The organism is Vibrio sp. SCSIO 43136, from assembly GCF_023716565.1.
GTDB lineage: Bacteria > Pseudomonadota > Gammaproteobacteria > Enterobacterales > Vibrionaceae > Vibrio.
Window position 1 is genome coordinate 2,959,116 of sequence record NZ_CP071848.1, and the last position, 18,004, is coordinate 2,977,119.

Sequence of the window (18,004 nt, forward strand, 5' to 3'; positions counted from 1 at the left end):
ATTATCCTGTATAGGCTTGAATATTGTTTAATGCTACCTTCCATTCACTCGCTTCAACAGAAAAAGCAGAAGTGATTTTATCGGTACTTAATCGAGAATTACCTGGACGTTTTGCTGATGTTGGATATAGATCAGTGGTAATACTGGTTAAATCAGGCTTTTCCGAGATAACCCCTTGCTTAACCGCCGAATCAAAAATGACTTCTGCAAATTCGAACCAACTGACATGGGGTAAACCAGAGTAGTGATAGATACCGTATTCAACAATATTACCCTGTGCAATGCGAAGTGCTATTTTAATTAACGCATTAGCAATATCACCTGCGTAGGTGGGCCCACCATACTGATCACCTACAACGCTTAATGCGTTCCGAGTTTCACTTAGACGGAGCATGGTTTTGACAAAGTTATGGCCATTTTCCCCAAACACCCAAGCCGTGCGAAAAATTATGTGTTTTTCACACGCTTCAGCTACAGCAGTTTCACCAGCTAATTTGCTTGCGCCATAAACCCCTTGTGGGTTTGTGGTGTCACTTTCTACATACTCACCCACTTTACTACCTTCAAAAACATAATCTGTTGAAATATGTAGTATTGCAGCACCTATACTTTGAGCCGCTTGTGCTAGGTATTTGGGTCCATCATGATTAATAGCGTAAGAAAGCTCCACTTCCTCTTCAGCTTTATCAACCGCAGTATATGCTGCCGCATTAATAATGACAGTTGGTTGAAATTCATCAACTCTCTCTCTTACTGCATCTTGATTTGTAATATCAAGGTGCTCTCTATCAAGTGCTAATACAGCAATATTTTCATTGCCAGATAATTGCTTGGTAAGGCAGTTGCCAACTTGACCATAGCAGCCCGTAATTAGTACACGCATTAACTCACAACCTTTTTCTGGCTCTCATTAACTAGACGAGCCAAGTACCGCCCGTATTCATTTTTCATCATAGGTCTAGCAAATGCTAACACCTGCTCATCACTTATCCAACCATTACGCCATGCAATCTCTTCTAAACATGCGACTTTTAGTCCTTGTACATTCTCAATGGTTTGTACAAAAGCTGAGGCTTCATGTAAGCTTTCGTGAGTGCCTGTATCTAACCACGCAAAGCCACGACCTAATAACTCCACATTTAATGAGCCATCATTTAGATACATTTCATTTAATGTGGTGATTTCAAGCTCACCACGTTGAGACGGTTTAACCTGTTTCGCCATTTCTACAATGCGGTTGTCATAAAAATAGAGACCTGTCACCGCATAGTTTGATTTTGGTACTTTCGGTTTTTCTTCAATAGAAACTGCTTTCATTTCTTCATCAATTTCAACGATGCCAAAACGCTCTGGATCTTTAACTTGATAGCCAAACACTGTTGCTCCAGATTCACGTGATGCTGCACTTTGCAATGTTTTTGAGAATGATTGGCCATAGAAGATGTTATCACCCAGCACTAAGCATACTCTATCATCACCAATGAACTCTTCACCAATAATGAAAGCCTGAGCTAAACCATCTGGACTTGGTTGAATCGCATACTCAAGGTTAATGCCAAAATCTGAGCCATCTCCTAATAAACGCCTAAAGCCTGCATTATCTTCAGGTGTTGTGATGATTAAAATATCTTTAATGCCAGCCAACATTAGCGTTGAAATTGGATAAAACACCATTGGCTTATCGTAGATAGGTAGTAGTTGTTTTGATACACCACGAGTTAATGGATATAGACGTGTACCGGACCCACCAGCTAGAACAATCCCCTTCATTACTTAGCAGCCTCTTCGTTTACGATAGATTCACCAGATACACCTAAGCGCTCACCAGCATACGAGCCGTCAAGTACACGGGTCCACCACTCCTTGTTGTTTAAGTACCATTCAACCGTCTTACGAATACCTGATTCGAATGTCTCTTCAGGTTTCCAACCTAACTCTCGCTCAATTTTACTTGCATCAATGGCATAACGAACATCGTGGCCTGGCCGGTCTGTAACATAAGTTATTAAATCTAGGTAGTTAGTAACTCCTTCAGGTTTAACTGGAACAAGCTCTTCAAGCAAACCACAAATCGTTTGAACGACTTCGATGTTTGCCTTTTCATTATGGCCACCAATATTGTAAGTTTCACCGACCTTTCCTTTAGTGACCACTCTATATAGAGCACGTGCATGATCTTCAACAAATAACCAATCACGAATTTGCATTCCATCACCGTATACAGGCAGTTTTTTTCCATCCAAAGCATTTAGGATCATCAGCGGGATTAACTTTTCAGGAAAGTGATAAGGGCCATAGTTATTTGAACAATTAGTTACGATAGTAGGTAAGCCATAAGTACGTAACCAGGCTCGAACGAGGTGGTCGGAAGACGCTTTAGATGCTGAATAAGGACTAGATGGCTCGTATGATGTCTTTTCGGTAAACAGTTCATCCGTACCCTCTAAATCACCATAGACTTCATCTGTTGATATATGATGAAAGCGGAACGTTGCTTTCTTTTCAGAAGACAACCCATTCCAGTAGGCACGACTCGCTTCGAGTAGTGCGTATGTGCCAACTATATTAGTTTCGATAAATGCAGCGGGTCCATCAATGGAACGGTCTACATGAGACTCTGCAGCTAGGTGCATTACAGCATCGGGTTTGTACTGTGAAAAGATACGGTCAAGTTCTATGCGGTCACAAATATCAACAGCTTCAAATGCATAACGTTCATTTGAATCCACTTCTAATAGTGATTCCAAGTTACCAGCATAAGTGAGCTTATCAACATTGACTATGCTGTCAGATGTATTTTTAATAATATGACGAATGACTGCTGAACCGATAAAACCAGCACCACCAGTGACGAGGATTTTCATAGATTTCTCTTATATTCTTGTTTGGACACACTCACGAGCGTGAAGATGTATTGAATTTTTAGGCTTAATCTCACAAAAATATCCCAGCAAACTTCTAGATACTGGGACACTTTTCATTCCTTTTGAAACAGTCTATTTCACCTATCTCATTGTAATTGATTGTTTTCGGTCCCTTCTCTAACCCGTTCCAATAGGTGCCCCCTACTGCTTAGACGAATACTCATAGTTATAATACCCATAACCATATCCCGATGACGCACGCTTCTCAGTCGCATTAAAAATTACTCCTTTAACTTCCACACCCGCTTGCTCAAAGCGACTGCGAGCGACATCAATCTCTTTCACCGTGTTTTGGCCATAGCGTGCAACCATTAGTGTCGTACCCGCTAGTGCACCTACAATACTTGGGTCTGTCACAGCTAGCACTGGTGGTGTATCTACAATCACTAGGTCATAGTTTTCAGACGCCCACTCAAGCAGCTCTTGCATGCGTTTATGCATTAGAAGTTCTGAAGGGTTTGGTGGAACTTGGCCACGAGTCACAATATCAAGGTTCTCGACTTCGGAGCTCTTAATCGCTTGTTCTTTTCCAAGCTTACCACTAAGTACTTCAGAAAGGCCGTCATCCCAGTTCAAACCAAATGGTTCTTGCAGGTAGCCTTTACGCATATCCGCATCAATCAGTAAAACTTTTTGACCTGTTTTTGCTGCAACTGCCGCAAAGTTAGTCGATACAAATGACTTACCAATACCTGGTGCAGGACCCGAAATCATCAGCACATTGTTCTTTGCTTCCAACATGGCAAAATGAAGACTTGTACGTAAGCCTCTTAGTGCCTCAACGGAAAGGTCAGCTGGGTTAGATTCAGCAAGCAGCGTCATTTCACCCGATTTATGCTTACCTTTGCGCTTTTTGGTACGGTCAAACAGCGTCAACTGAAGTTCTGACTTAGGTACACTCGCATATACCGACAAGCCAATTTCTTCAATTTGATCTGGTGTTTCTACGCCTTTGTGGAAAGCCGCTTTCACCAAGACAAATGCTACACTTAGCATACCACCTAGGAGTGTCGCTAACACAACGATGAGCGGTTTCTTAGGTTTTACCGCAAGGCCATAGACTTGGGCATCGTCAAGGATACGTACGTTACCAACAGTACTTGCCTTGATAATATTCAGTTCTTGAACCTTATTAAGTAGTTGGATGTAGATTTGCTGGTTTACTTCTACATCACGAGTCATGCGCAAGATTTCACGTTGAGTTTTAGGTAGGTTTTGTGTCTGCTCGTTAATTCTCTCGCGCTCGGAAAGTAGTGTTGCTCGTTTGTCAAGTAGAGCAAGATAAGCTGGGTGGTCCTTGGTAAAGCGTTGGCTGATTTCACTTTCTTTAAAAGTGAGCTCATTTAGTTGTGCTTCAAGTTTTACCATTACATCTAGAGTGGCTTTAGCTTCTAAGCCAAGATCTACTGACTCATTTTCTTGACGGTACTGATTCAAGCGATCTTCTGAAGCCATCAAGCTAGTTTTGATGTCTGGCAAGTGCCCCTTTAAGAACTCTAAGCTCTTTTGTGCTTCTTCAGACTTACGCTCTACGTTTTGAAGGAAGTAGTTTTGCGTAATATCATTAAGTAGACGTTGAATAAGCTCTCTGTCTTCGCCTTCTAGTTGAAGTGAGATAATACCTGTTTGTTTGCCTCTTTCACTGATCGATAAATTTTTACTTAGTGTAGCAATAACATCCAGTTTGCTGTCCTTACTCAGTGCAAATTGCATCCCCTCACTAGACACCATTGAGCTAATGAAAAGTGCATATTGACCATTTTTGTCTTGTGCTAGCTCGCCCACCTTACCTTCTAGAATGACTCGCTCATCTTCTCGAATTAGGCGGTAGCTAGTGTCACCAGTAACCTCTAAGGTGTGTGCCATTTCCTGAGCAATTTCTGGCAGTTCAAAGCGAGACACCTCAACCTTGTTTACTTCACCCGTTAAGCGAGCAATCCCTTTGCCAATCAACGGAAGGTACTTAGGTGTAGCAGTCGTCGTTAAGTTAAACTTATCGACCGTATCCCCAAGGATCATGCGAGACTTAATGATCTCAATTTCCGTAGTGGCTGAAGACTCGGCAGAAAACAGGTCCCCCATATCTCCTACCATTGCAGAGATACCGCCAGAACTTTTCTCCTCGATCTGAACTAAGGCATCTGCCTTGTAGATAGGAGTCGAAAGCAAAGCGAATGCCACCCCAAGCACAGCAAAGAAAAAGGTGACTAGTACGATTAGCCACTTGGCATCGAGCAGGATACCAAGCAATTTCCCCAAATCGATCTCGTCGGATTGCATCTGAGAGGTGTTAGAAGATGATTGATTCATGATTACAAACAGTCTTTATTATGAGTTGATACTACTAGCAGCTAAGCGATGCGCTAATTATTACAGTTTTGCTTTCCATGCGTTAGCAGACTTTTCAATTAGCTCGTAGGCATAATCAAAGGCTTCTTTACTTTGGCGGTAAGGGTCAGGAATATCTTTTTGGCCAATCCATTGGCCAAAAAGCATAGTTTTCCCACGAGCTTCTGGTGCTATCTGCGTTAGTGCTTCCATGTGACCTTTTTCCATTACTAGAATGAGGTCATATTGAGCACACAGTGCTGCGGTAAGCTGTTGAGAACCATGGCCATCAAGGCTCACACCGTGCTCTGTCGCTACTTCGATAGCCATCTCATCGGCAGGTTTACCTTCTAGCTTACTCTTTTTAGAAGCAAGCCCCGCAGAAGCGACTTGTTTATTGGGTAGCATAGATTGCAAAAGTCGCTCACCAATTGGCGAGCGACAAATATTTCCTACACATACCACTAGGATTTTATTAAACATATTTATTCTTCAAATTACCAAGTACGAACTCGGTTCACGCCTTCAGTTAAGTTATTAAAGCCAGTAATGGTTGGAAGTAACTGGGAAATCACGCGGTTCCAGCGTGCTATTGGCGCAGCTGTAACGTAGACAATATCGTACGGTTGAAGAGCGAATTCAGTGCCCACCACTAAAGAAGAAGCTTCTTTGATGTTGAGCTGATAGACATCTGCAATTATGTCTTGGCTTTGATTTGAGCGAATAACGAATACACCGCTAGCATCGGCAGAAAGCTCGTTAATACCACCTACACTGCTTAGAGCTTCTGTTAAGCTCATACCAGAGCGATCCATTTTCAATAGCTGTGCATCGTTAACTTCACCCATAACAAACACTTTTTGACCATCGTTACGAGGCACGTGGATGATATCACCAGACTCTAACAAACGGTTTTGAGTCAGGTCACCACGCTGCATTAGCGCATAAAGTGATACTGTTTCTTCTGAGCCATCACGGGTAATGCTTACATTTCGCCAGTCAGCATCAGTTTCTAAACCACCAGCACGGTTTACCGCATCAAGCAAAGTTAACGGAATATTAGTGATCGCCTGTTGGCCTGGATTCTTAACTTCACCCGTAACGTACGCTTTTTGTGCACGGAAAGACGCAACATTAACATCCACTTGTGGACTTTCGATATATTTTGCAAGGCGTTTAGCAATAGTGTCACGAACTTCGGTCACCGTCTTACCTTCGACTTCTACTCGGCCGATGTATGGGTAAAAAATAGTGCCGTCTGCATGTACCCAGTTACCCGCTTCAGATGAGCTTCGGTAAGAGCCAGCAGGAATCGTTAACTCAGGGTGATCCCAAATAGTTACATTGAGAATATCACCCGGCCCAATACGGTATTCATAACGAAGGATCGCCGCATCAAGTTCAGGGTTAGATTGGGAGATTACAGGAGAGGGTTTATATTGATTTACTTTGTCTGCCGTTAACGGATAGACATTGAAAGCCATTGAGGATTGTTCGCTGGATTGTTCATTAGCGTTCAGGGCATTGGTTGTTTTTATATGAGAGCCCGGAACGGCGCAACCAGCTAACAGGGTTGGCACGAGTGCCGCCAAAATCAGTTTTTTATTAAAATCCATATTATTGTATCTGCTCTTACAAGGAATGGTCTAAACATAGCGTGACTGCGAAGCCAAAGTAGCGGAGCCTATATTCGTCAAGGCTGCTCACCATTCCTCAGTGCCTGAGCTTCCTGCTTTCAGACACGCTACCGCCCATTGATATACGCTTAATCACACTGCGTCGAGATCTAAATGTCTACCCACTCAAGCGTATTGAATGCGGTTTTTGAGGGCAGCATTATTCAATAATTCACCCTAAAAAACAATAATTCGGTGCAAGCAAGCGCTCAGCACAAGACATTGATAACATAAATAACTAAGCGAACACTTTTGTATAATTAAGTGTCTTTTCTATCAATAGTTTTAGTATGGTTTTGGAGTGTGTATCACCATGTATTAGGTGAATTTCACTGGGCGGATGAGCACTTCCCTGCGCAAAGGCCAACAATTCCTTTTGTCCTGCATGGGCAGAGTACCCCGAGATTGTGACAATTTGAGCACCAACTGCAACCAAATGATTGTCAATCTCAACATTGCTACAGCCTGACTGCAATTTTCGTCCTAATGTGCCGTTTGCTTGATAACCCACAAAAAGCACTTCCGTCGATGGTTTAGGTAGAAGGTATTTAAGGTAATTCATGACTCTACCCCCTTGGCACATGCCTGATGCGGCGATCACTATGCACGGTTCGTTGCTACTTGCTAATCGGTTGACTAAGGCTAGATGCTGCTTGTGATCTTTAATCACCACTTTTTGTTCAAAACCTAAAGGATGGCGACCTTGATTGAGGCGCTGCTCAGCTTCTTGCCCCCATAATTTTCGATACTTACGGTAAGAACAGGTGACTTTGTTTGCCATTGGGGAGTCAACAATAATGGGGAGGCGCCTTTCGAGTTTGCGTTCATGTAGAAGCGACTCTATGTCGAACAACAGTTCTTGGGTACGGCCAACACTGAAAGCTGGAATAATGACTGTTCCACTGTTTTCGACGGAGCGAGTTAAGACTTGTTGCAGCCTCTCCTTTCTTGAGGCCATGTTTTCATGGTTCTTATCACCATAAGTTGATTCGAGGTAGAGCACATCCATGTTCTCAGGTGGCAGGGGGTCCGAGAGTAAAGGCGTGTTGTTTGGACCAAGGTCGCCAGAAAATACGACTTTACTGTAATTCTGTGTATTGGCTTCAGGTACTTTTAACTCCACATACGCAGAACCCAAAATATGCCCGGCAGGCTGAAAACGACAGTAAAGCGTTTGTCCTAGCTTGATTGGAAACCACTGGTTGTATTTGATGGGTTTAATTAGATTTGTAATTCGCTCAAGCATTCTTTGCCTTAGGTACTTTGAAAGTGATAGCTGGAGTTTCATACCATCATCCAGCATCAGCGGCAGTAAATCGGCCGTTGCAGGTGTACAGGAAATGGGCTTATTGAAGCCTGCGGCGATTAACCAAGGGATTCGTCCGATATGATCAATATGGCTATGGGTGATCACTAAGGCTTGAACGTGACTTATGGGAAAATTGATCACTAGTGACTTATCTGCCTCTGCGCCTTGGAAGATACCGCAATCCAGGAGCAATGACCTACCGCCCAATTGCAGCTCATGGCATGAGCCTGTGACACCTTCTTTGCCACCGTGATGAATAACCCGCATAGCACCTCACTCAAATAAAAAGATCTTAATGATGTGAAAGGCGGGAGACTATTTATCTTCTATAAATTGCGAGAGACCACAAAACTTAATCGCCGAGATGAATTTCGATCGATTTAAGCTGAACCACACCTTCAGGAGTCGCATAAGGCTTTACTATTGCCATCATCTGCTTCATACCCTGAATGATGATTTTCTCGGTAACTTGGTTATGAGTCGATAACGTAATCTGGTAGCTTAACCAACTGGTGGCAATCAAGTGCAAAGTTCTTAATAGTGATCTAAGCTCTTCATCAGTCGCAGACAATAACTTAATCGCTCGAAACTCCTGCATGATGGCAACAAGGTTGGCTTGAAGTTTACTTTGCACCAAAAGGTAGTCGTTATGAAGCTCGCTATCTCGGCTTAGAATTTCTGGTAGGTTGGCGTACAGGAATCGATACTTCCACATCAGGGTGAAGATTGACTCCATGTAGTATTCCAGCAAATTCATTCCGTTGCCTGGCTGCTTGATTGGGGCAAATTTTTCTAACAGTTCCGATGAATAGAGCTCAAATATGCTGCGCACAATTTCTTGCTTGTTGCGGTAGTGGTAGTAAAGGTTCCCTGGGCTAATGTCTAGATGAGCAGCGATATGGTTAGTGGTGATGTTTCGCTCGCCCTGCTCATTGAACAGTTCAAGTGCACCATAGGTAATTTTATCTCTGGTCTTCATCGACTCCCCCGTAAATTCAAGTCATTAGCCTGCTAGTTCGCCTAAAAAGGATCGCCCAAAGCCTCAAAATATGCAAGATGCAATACATCTGCATACCTTGCGTAGACTCCTACATATCAGCAAGATAGACAATTAAATGTTTATTTTTCGTTTACATTTTGACATGGCATCCACTAAAATCATTCTTGGGAGCATTCAAATGCTTTCATACATCGATGTAAAAAATAGATTAAGGATATATCTAATGAAAAAGATTGCTTTAGCGATGCTAATTGCATTCGGCGCATCTAGCGCTGCATTTGCAGCAGGTACTGAAGGTGGTGGTGCTGCAGGTGGTGGCGCTGGTGCAGGCGGTGGTGCTGCAGGTGGTGGTGCTGCTGCTGGTGGTGGTGCAGGTGTTGGTGCTGGTGTTGGCGGTACTGTTGCTGGTGTAACTGGTGGTATTGTTGCTGGTGCGGTAGCTATTTCTGTATCAGAAAGCACAGAAACAACTAACACTACGACTAATACTGCTAGCTAAGAACTCTTCTAAGCTAGGCTAAGCCCTGTTCATTCAGGGCTTTTATTTTAGAGCCCTACCTATGCGCAATTCACTTTTCCTGTTTGTTTGCCTACTCGCACTATCTGGCTGCACCAACAAGATGCAAGACGTTAATAGTACAATAGCCGCTTATTACGATAGTTTTCATGATATTCAACTTCCCGAGCAAGAGCTAAGAGATCTCCCATACTCCAGTGCTTATCTACGCCTTGATGACAACAAGCAAATCTTTATTGTCTTGGCCTTTGCTGATATTAACCCCGAAACAGGTACCAATAGGCTGACGTGGATCGCTTCTGATAAAGCAATGATCACTACCGAAAATGGCCGAATAGTAAAAACTGCGTTTTTGGAAGGTGATGACCTGACTTGGTTTGAAGGGCTAGAAGGTGAGGCAGCTCCTGTTTACAGCGCCAAACAATGGCAAGCAATCTATGACTGGAGCCCAAATTATCGTTCTGGATTTATTGCTAATATAGCTACCACACAGCTTGAAGATGATATTATTGAATCTCCACTATGGCGCTTTTCTGCTAAGCACTATTTAGAAACCGTCACCATCGGCGACCAAGAGTTTACCAATCAATACTGGATTGATAGCAACCAAAAAGTAGTGAAAACCATCCAATATCTTGGCCCAGATATGCGCCGCATTGAAATGACTATATTAAAAACCTATCAAAAATAACTAGGACAGCATTATGAAATGGCTAGCATGGATAAGCTTAGTCTCGGTTGGGTGTTTTGCCTCCCCTATCTCGATCGAGCTGCCCAATCAAAACAAGACTATCACCTACCAACAGCCCGTTAGGCTGTCGCAAATATTAAATGACGCCTACCAGCAGTTAGATTATTGGCCTTATGAACTCAACTCTAAACTTGTAGAGACTCAGGCAAATGATGAGATCATAACGCTTAGAGATGACATATTATCTGAACTAGATCTGCTACAGACTAACTCGGCCAAAGCGTTGATAGAGCAACTTTCTCAGTTTGAATACCGCAAAGTAGTCCCTATACAACTGGGCTTTAATCACATACGTGTTTACGACCGTGACAACCCACTCATCAGTAATAACCATTCATTAGAGTTAACCAAGCGAAGCAACTTATTTGGCTTAGTTGGTTTAGTACCAAAACCTATATTTATTCCACTGCGGTCTGGTGCAAACCTATCTGACTACTTAGAGACCATAGAACATTTTGAATCGGCAGATTTAGCGAAACCTTTCATCATTCAACCAGATGGACACATCACTCAGGCCCATATCGGCCATTGGCAAAACAAGCTTTTTTACCCAGCTTCCAATGCAATCGTTTTTATCGGTATTGAAGGTGAAGACGAGCTCAATCTTAAAATCGCTAACCTACTTCGTTACGCAGTGGTGAAACAATGAAAAAGACCCTCATCAGCTTAGCTGTTTTAGCTGCCTTGCCGACTATGGCAGGGACGTTTCAACCACCTCAGTTTACGCCATCTCAAATGGATTTTGGTGGCACGGGCCTGATGCAAATGCCTTCTGGACGAGTCTCACCAGAAGGTGAATTTAGCCTCAACTTTAATGATAACAATGAGTATCAGTTTTACAGTGTTTCGCTGGCACTAATGCCTTGGCTTGAATCCACCATTCGCTACACCATAGTGCCAAATGTGAGGTACAGCAGTGATGACTCCTTTAGTGGCGATAATCCCTATGCAGACAAAGGTATTGATGTAAAAGTTAGATTGCTTGAAGAAAGTGATCTATTACCTGAAGTGTCTGTCGGTATTCGGGATTTTGGTGGTACAGGACTTTTTGATGGCGAGTTTATTGCCGCCTCTAAGAAGTATGTACATCAAGATTATGGGGTATTTGACTTTACGTTAGGGCTTGGGTTTGGGTATATGGGAACTCGAAGCAATATTACCAACCCATTTTGTAAAGCTAGTGACGGGTTTTGCTCACGCAATACAAGTTTTGGTGGTAACGGTGGAATGATCGATAGTCAGCGTTGGTTCCGTGGCCCGGCAGCTGTTTATGGTGGGGTAGAATACCAAACACCCTACCAACCTCTAGTTATCAAACTAGAGTACGATGGAAATAACTATTCAGAAGAATGGGCAACGTCTGCAACCAGCATCTTCTATCCAGTAAATATGACACCACACACCCCATTTAATATAGGGGTAAATTATGCCTTAACTAGCGTCATTGACTTACGCTTAGCCTATCAACGTGGTGATACACTCACAGCTGGTGTAACAATACACACCAACTACAACGACATCACTAGTCATTGGGTGGATGACCCAGCACCAAGGCCATCAGAACAAAGGCCAAAATCCGTAGAAGAAGTAGACTGGGCTGCGCTTGAGCAAGAAGTTGCCAAAGTAGCGGGTTACAAAGAGGCAAGTATATATCTCGAGGGTGATACGGTTACCGTTCGAGGCGAACAGAAAAAGTATCGTGACCGAGAGCTAGCCCATGAAAAAGCTGCAGCAGTATTAAGTAATGCTCTACCAGAAACCATATCTACCTATCACTTGGTTGAAACTAAACAAGACTTAGCTCTAACTGAGACAGAGGTTGACGCTGGCAAATATCAAGATATTGCAAACGTTGCTTATATCAACCCTAAGATTTCCGATGCCACAACCCAAAGCGCCCCAAAGAAAGAGTATGGCGAAAAGCAAGCTGATGGCTTTGAGCGCCTTGACTACGGCTTGGCGCCTAACTTACGCCAATCCTTCGGCAGTGCAGAAGACTTTTATCTTTACGCCTTTGGTATCAATGCAAATGCCAGTTATTGGTTAACAAGAAACTTGCAGCTAAGTGGCGGCATTTACCTCAACTTGATTGATAACTACGACCAACTCTCTTACATCACCCCTGTAGATGGTGTTGTAGGCCCCCCTCGGGTGAGAACCATGGTTCGAGCTTATGTATCTGACAACGTAGCTCGCATGAACAGCCTGCAGCTCACTTGGTTTGATCAATACGGCAGTGATTTCTATCACCAAATGTATGGCGGTTACTTAGAGATGATGTTTGCTGGGGTGGGTACTGAAGTGCTTTATCGCCCAAGAGGCTCAAATTGGGCAGTTGGTGCTGATATTAACCTTATCTCGCAACGTGATCCTGAAACTTGGTTTGGTGTCTATGACCAACCTAACCAATCCAACCCTGATTACGGCCGAGATTTTATTGTGCTGGATAAAGGCACGACGGGTTTTGTCTCAGCGTACTACATGCCTGAATGGTCTTTCCTAGAAAATACTTTATTTAAGGTCGATGTAGGGCAGTTCCTAGCGCAAGATAAAGGGGTGCGTTTGGATTTCTCGAAGCAATTTAAGAGCGGTATTATCGCTGGTGCGTATGCGAGTAAAACCGACATGTCGGTGGAAGACTTTGGTGAGGGAAGCTTTACTAAAGGGTTCTACATCTCAATTCCATTCGATGTCATGACAGTTAAGCCAAGTAACCAGCGTGCATTGCTTGGCTGGCAGCCGATTACTCGAGATGGTGGTCAGAAGCTCAATCGCCAGCATGAGCTGTTTAGTGAAACGGATGCGGTATCGCCTTGGTTTAGTAGGCCATAGAAAAGATAGGGAAAAGGGAAAAGGACGCCGTTGGCTAAAGGGAAACGGGGGAAGAAAGAGCAAACTCTGCCTTTTCCCTTTTCCCTTTTACCTTTTCCCCTGTTAAAATTTCCCTAACTCCCTATTTCTAAACTGGATGGAAAAATCATGATCATCGTAACTGGTGGTGCCGGCATGATCGGCAGCAATATCGTTAAGGCGCTAAATGAAGCAGGTCACAACGATATTTTGGTGGTAGACAACCTGAAAAACGGTAAGAAGTTTAAAAACTTGGTTGACCTAGATATCACTGATTACATGGATCGTGATGACTTTCTTACCCAGATTATGGCAGGTGATGATTTCGGCCCTATCGAAGCAGTTTTCCACCAAGGTGCTTGTTCAGCTACTACGGAGTGGGATGGCAAATACATGATGCTCAATAACTATGAGTACTCAAAAGAGCTGCTTCATTACTGCCTAGAGCGTGAGATCCCATTCCTATACGCCTCTTCTGCGGCGACTTATGGCGGTCGTAATGATAACTTCATTGAAGAACGTGAGTTTGAAGGTGCGTTGAATGTTTATGGTTATTCAAAGCAGCAGTTTGATAACTATGTTCGCCGTTTAACCGAAGATGCAGCAGCTCATGGTGAACAACTTTCTCAGATCACCGGCTTCCGTTACTTTAACGTATATGGTCCGCGTGAAGATCATAAAGGCAGCATGGCGTCTGTCGCGTTTCATCTGAACAACCAAATCCTAGCTGGTGAAAACCCTAAGCTGTTTGAGCGCAGTGATGACTTTAAGCGTGACTTTGTCTACGTTGGTGACGTGTGTAAGGTTAACCTTTGGTTCTGGGAAAATGGTGTGTCTGGTATTTTCAACTGTGGCACTGGCCGAGCAGAACCGTTTTCTGAAGTGGCAAAAGCAGTGATTAAGCACCATGGCAAAGGTGAAGTGGAAACTATTCCTTTCCCAGAGCATCTGAAAGGTGCTTACCAAGAGTACACGCAAGCAGACTTAACCAAGCTGCGTGCCGCTGGTTGCGACGTCGAGTTCAAAACCGTTGCTGAAGGTGTTGCTAAATATATGGCAACCATTAACTAAATTTTATTAGGAGGTGCGGCAAAACACCCTCACCCCCTATGATAGGCACTATGATTAGTTTTCAATCCAACAAAATGAGCATGCTAGTAAGCATGCTTTGTTTTTTATATCCAGCAACCCTACTGATAGCGCCATACAGCTACTCATGGTTTGCAATACCACTATTACTGTTAGGTCTGTTCAGCCTATTCAAAACTAAACACTCACTAAAAAGCTATGTGAACTTAAAGTGGATCTATCTAGCGATACTTACCTATTACACTTCAATAGCGATTTCCTTACTGTTTTTGGGCGGACCTACAAGTCAATTTGATTTACCAAGCAGAAGTATATTTATCTTACCTCTGATTGCATTGGTTTTAGCTTACCCGCCTAAGACAGCGCATATACTTTTAGGTGTTGCGATTGGTGGAATTGTCAGCGGGATAATAGCAATTTACATGCACTATGTGCTTGGGTTACGTGCAATTGGGGACTGGGGCTATATGCCTATTCAAACCAGTGGCATGGCTATGGGGCTAGCCCTTATGTCACTAGTGGCCGTATTTTATTTTTTGCGCACAAAAGATCGCATATTCACAACAATTGCGACCCTAGGGTATGCTGGTGGCTTAACTGCTAGCCTACTGTCTGGTGGCCGCGGTGCTTGGGTTGCTGCTCCTGTTATTTTACTGGTCTTGTTACTACTAAACCGACAAATAATAACTAAACAATTTATAATCATGGGCCTTGCACTAATGACATGTGTTTCGATTATCAGTTCACCAGTGGTCCTTAAGCGCACAGCAGCGGTAACATCAGATATAGTGCAACTTAAAAAAGGCGAAGCTAACACGTCAAATGGTGCAAGGATAGAAATGTGGAAAGCTGCACTATATGTTGGACAAAAATATCCCATTTTTGGTGCTGGGTATGCCAACCTTATGAGTGAGAAACAGCAACTAGTGAACATGGGCAAAGTAGATTCTGTAGTATTGAACTATGGTAGAGCCCACAACCAATATTTGGAGGCGGTGCAATCTAGAGGTGCCATTGGACTTATAAGCATTATTCTCCTCCTTGGAGCTCCATCACTTTATTTTTGGACTCAGTTTAAAAAAAATATTAGTTTAGAGATCAATACTTTTTGTTTACTGGGGTTAACACACCTAGTCTCACTCGCAGGTTGCTTTCTCACTCAAGCGTACCTAAGCCACCATAGTGGTATACTCTTTTATACAGTCTTCACTGGTATTTTTATTGCACTTTCAACCTCACCTCGTGAGAACACACAATGAAAATTCTAATCATAGGCCCATCTTGGGTTGGCGACATGGTGATGTCCCAAAGCCTATACAGCGTATTGAAACAGCAACACCCTAAAAGCACCATCGATGTGCTAGCTCCTGCTTGGTGTAAACCTATCTTAGAGCGAATGCCTGAGGTATCCAACGCACTTGAAATGCCACTAGGGCACGGTGAACTTGAGATACTTAAACGTCGAGCTTTGGGGAAGTCATTGCAAAAAAATGGTTATGACATTGCGTACATCCTACCTAACTCCGCAAAGTCCGCTTTAATACCATTCTTTGCCAGCATTCCTAAACGTGTTGGATGGAAAGGCGAGTTTCGCTTTGGCCTGCTTAATGATATCCGCACCAATAAAGCTCAATTTCAATATATGGTTGAGCGTTATGTTGCCCTTGCACACCCTAAAAAGGACATGACAGACTCAACGGCGTTAGGTGGGTTAGATACGTTACCCAAGCCTCGCCTTGAGGTGACAACTCATAGCCAAAATGCAGCACTAGCAAAACTGCAGCTTAGTCTTTCTGACAACCTTGTGGCCATGTGCCCTGGTGCAGAATTTGGCCCAGCCAAAAAGTGGCCAACAGAGCATTATGCCAAAGTAGCGGAAGCTATGTGTTCACAAGGCCGAACAGTTTGGTTATTTGGCTCTCAAAACGACGTCGATACCTGTGAAGAAATCAAAGCGAAAGTTGCGACTAACTACCAACAACAGGTCATTGTACTTGCAGGCAAAACATCTTTGGTTGAAGCGGTAGACTTGCTAGCAGCTTGCTCTACAGTCATCAGTAACGACTCTGGGTTAATGCATGTTGCAGCTGCGGTAGGTTGCAATGTTGTCGCAGTCTATGGCTCTTCCTCTCCAGATTACACACCACCTTTGTCAGATAAAGTCGCACAACTTCATACCGACATCGAATGCCGACCATGCTTTAAAAAAACGTGTAAGTTTGGACACCAAAAATGTTTGACCGAGCTTGCTCCCGAGCGAGTCATCAATGCCATCCAAGAGCTTGAAAAGTAATGTACCGCTGGCTTTATACCCTACTACTAGCAATTGCCTCACCGTTACTGCTTTTTAAGCTATACAAACATAAGCCCAATGCACCGACATTTGGCCAACGTTGGAAAGAGCACTTTGGTATCACACCTAAACTCTCAACCGACTCTCAACCGGTCTGGTTTCATACCGTATCGGTTGGGGAAACCATTGCCGCCACACCGCTCATCAAAGCGTTTATAGCCCAGAACCCAGCGACGCCGGTTTTGGTGACCACCACCACAGCTACGGGAAGAGAACAAGTCGAGAAATTGGGTGATTTGGTCGAGCACCGATACATGCCCATTGACTTTCCATTTGCTATTAAAGGCTTTCTTAAATCGATTCAGCCTTCTCAGTTAATCATTATGGAAACTGAGTTGTGGCCCAACTTGCTACATCTGACGGCAAAGCAATCCGTGCCGATCACGGTAATGAATGCTCGTCTTTCACAACGTTCGATGCACCGCTATCAAAAAGTATCAGGGATATTTTCTGAGATCAGCGATAATGTCTCTCGTATCCTTTGCCAAACCCAACAAGATTTAACCCACTTTGAAAGTCTCGGGGTATCGAGCAAAAAGCTAGCGGTGACTGGATCGTTAAAATTTGATATTACGATTTCAGAGTCAATAGCAGCGAAGGCTACCGAGTTGCGCCAAGAGTTTGGTCTAAACAGACCCGTTTGGATCGCCGCTAGCACGCACCAAGGTGAAGATGAGCAAGTACTGACCGCACATAATAAGCTCTTAAAAAAACTGCCAAATGCACTACTCATTATCGTGCCAAGGCATCCTGAACGTTTTGATCAAGTGTATAAGCTGTGTGCGGATAGAAAGTTTAGCGTTAGCCGCAGAACTGCTGGATACCTAGCAGATTCTCAAGTGTACGTTGCTGATACCATGGGCGAACTGCTCATACTGATTAAATCAGCAGACATCTGTTTTATGGGTGGCAGCCTTATTGGTGATAAAGTCGGGGGGCACAATCTATTGGAACCTGCAGCGCTTGGCGTACCTAGTTTGACTGGTCCGAGCTACTTTAATTTCAAGCAAATCACTGAAGAGTTAGAACAGTTATCAGCGTTGAATGTTATCAATGCTGAGCAACTTCCTGAGCAGTTAATTGAACTATTTTCAGCTCCAGACGAGCTTAAGCGCAGAGCAGAGCTAGCCAAGCAGTATGTCGCCCAACACCAAGGTGCAGTGAATCGAACGCTACCCTATTTAGAACAGTAAACTTGAGGTCTCTC

Annotated in this window: 16 protein-coding genes; 8 read left to right on the forward strand and 8 right to left on the reverse strand. The window is 43.5% G+C overall.

Translation table 11 applies throughout. From position 1 onward, the window contains the following. Position 1 precedes the first annotated feature (1 nt). The 8 genes from rfbD to J4N39_RS13930 form a co-directional block, all read right to left on the reverse strand. A complete protein-coding gene (gene rfbD / locus J4N39_RS13895; RefSeq protein WP_252020471.1) occupies positions 2 to 883 on the reverse strand; it encodes a dTDP-4-dehydrorhamnose reductase in 882 nt (293 codons plus the stop codon). Then, a complete protein-coding gene (gene rfbA / locus J4N39_RS13900; RefSeq protein ID WP_252020473.1) occupies positions 883 to 1,770 on the reverse strand; it encodes a glucose-1-phosphate thymidylyltransferase RfbA in 888 nt (295 codons plus the stop codon). Before rfbA ends, rfbD begins: the two co-directional genes overlap by 1 nt. Beyond that, positions 1,770 to 2,864: a dTDP-glucose 4,6-dehydratase gene (gene rfbB / locus J4N39_RS13905; RefSeq protein ID WP_252020475.1), complete on the reverse strand. Its 1,095-nt coding sequence runs from the start codon at positions 2,862 to 2,864 to the stop codon at positions 1,770 to 1,772. Before rfbB ends, rfbA begins: the two co-directional genes overlap by 1 nt. Positions 2,865 to 3,065: 201 nt before the next feature. Then, a complete protein-coding gene (locus J4N39_RS13910; protein ID WP_503063940.1) occupies positions 3,066 to 5,237 on the reverse strand; it encodes a polysaccharide biosynthesis tyrosine autokinase in 2,172 nt (723 codons plus the stop codon). Between the two features lie 57 nt (positions 5,238 to 5,294). Then, positions 5,295 to 5,735 (reverse strand): arsenate reductase/protein-tyrosine-phosphatase family protein, encoded by a 441-nt coding sequence (locus tag J4N39_RS13915; RefSeq protein ID WP_252020479.1) that lies wholly within the window; start codon positions 5,733 to 5,735, stop codon positions 5,295 to 5,297. Between the two features lie 14 nt (positions 5,736 to 5,749). Next, entirely contained in the window at positions 5,750 to 6,868 is a 1,119-nt protein-coding gene (locus J4N39_RS13920) for a polysaccharide export protein (RefSeq protein WP_252020481.1), read from the reverse strand. Between the two features lie 298 nt (positions 6,869 to 7,166). Further along, complete coding sequence (locus J4N39_RS13925) at positions 7,167 to 8,504, reverse strand: MBL fold metallo-hydrolase (RefSeq protein WP_252020483.1); 1,338 nt, start codon at positions 8,502 to 8,504, stop codon at positions 7,167 to 7,169. A gap of 85 nt (positions 8,505 to 8,589) precedes the next feature. Continuing rightward, the gene (locus J4N39_RS13930) at positions 8,590 to 9,216 is read right to left on the reverse strand and encodes a TetR/AcrR family transcriptional regulator (protein ID WP_252020485.1); all 627 of its coding nucleotides are present in this window, start codon (positions 9,214 to 9,216) and stop codon (positions 8,590 to 8,592) included. Positions 9,217 to 9,460: 244 nt separating this feature from the next. Here J4N39_RS13930 and J4N39_RS13935 point away from each other — a divergent pair, with 244 nt between their 5' ends. The 8 genes from J4N39_RS13935 (at position 9,461) to waaA (ending at position 17,990) form a co-directional block, all read left to right on the forward strand. Continuing rightward, on the forward strand, positions 9,461 to 9,736 hold the full coding sequence (locus J4N39_RS13935; RefSeq protein ID WP_252020487.1) for a hypothetical protein: 276 nt from the start codon (positions 9,461 to 9,463) through the stop codon (positions 9,734 to 9,736). 61 nt (positions 9,737 to 9,797) lie between these two features. Beyond that, a complete protein-coding gene (locus J4N39_RS13940; protein ID WP_252020489.1) occupies positions 9,798 to 10,445 on the forward strand; it encodes a YjbF family lipoprotein in 648 nt (215 codons plus the stop codon). 13 nt (positions 10,446 to 10,458) lie between these two features. Further along, positions 10,459 to 11,154: a capsule biosynthesis GfcC family protein gene (locus J4N39_RS13945; RefSeq protein WP_252020491.1), complete on the forward strand. Its 696-nt coding sequence runs from the start codon at positions 10,459 to 10,461 to the stop codon at positions 11,152 to 11,154. Continuing rightward, positions 11,151 to 13,337, forward strand: a complete 2,187-nt coding sequence (locus tag J4N39_RS13950) for a YjbH domain-containing protein (protein WP_252020493.1) — start codon at positions 11,151 to 11,153, stop codon at positions 13,335 to 13,337. Before J4N39_RS13945 ends, J4N39_RS13950 begins: the two co-directional genes overlap by 4 nt. Before the next feature lie 147 nt (positions 13,338 to 13,484). Next, positions 13,485 to 14,426: an ADP-glyceromanno-heptose 6-epimerase gene (gene rfaD / locus J4N39_RS13955; protein WP_252020495.1), complete on the forward strand. Its 942-nt coding sequence runs from the start codon at positions 13,485 to 13,487 to the stop codon at positions 14,424 to 14,426. Positions 14,427 to 14,476: 50 nt separating this feature from the next. Beyond that, positions 14,477 to 15,703 (forward strand): O-antigen ligase family protein, encoded by a 1,227-nt coding sequence (locus J4N39_RS13960; RefSeq protein WP_252020497.1) that lies wholly within the window; start codon positions 14,477 to 14,479, stop codon positions 15,701 to 15,703. Beyond that, positions 15,700 to 16,737 (forward strand): lipopolysaccharide heptosyltransferase II, encoded by a 1,038-nt coding sequence (waaF, locus tag J4N39_RS13965; protein WP_252020499.1) that lies wholly within the window; start codon positions 15,700 to 15,702, stop codon positions 16,735 to 16,737. The genes J4N39_RS13960 and waaF overlap by 4 nt, the downstream gene beginning before the upstream one ends. Then, complete coding sequence (waaA, locus tag J4N39_RS13970; RefSeq protein WP_252020501.1) at positions 16,737 to 17,990, forward strand: lipid IV(A) 3-deoxy-D-manno-octulosonic acid transferase; 1,254 nt, start codon at positions 16,737 to 16,739, stop codon at positions 17,988 to 17,990. Before waaF ends, waaA begins: the two co-directional genes overlap by 1 nt. Positions 17,991 to 18,004 lie beyond the last annotated feature (14 nt).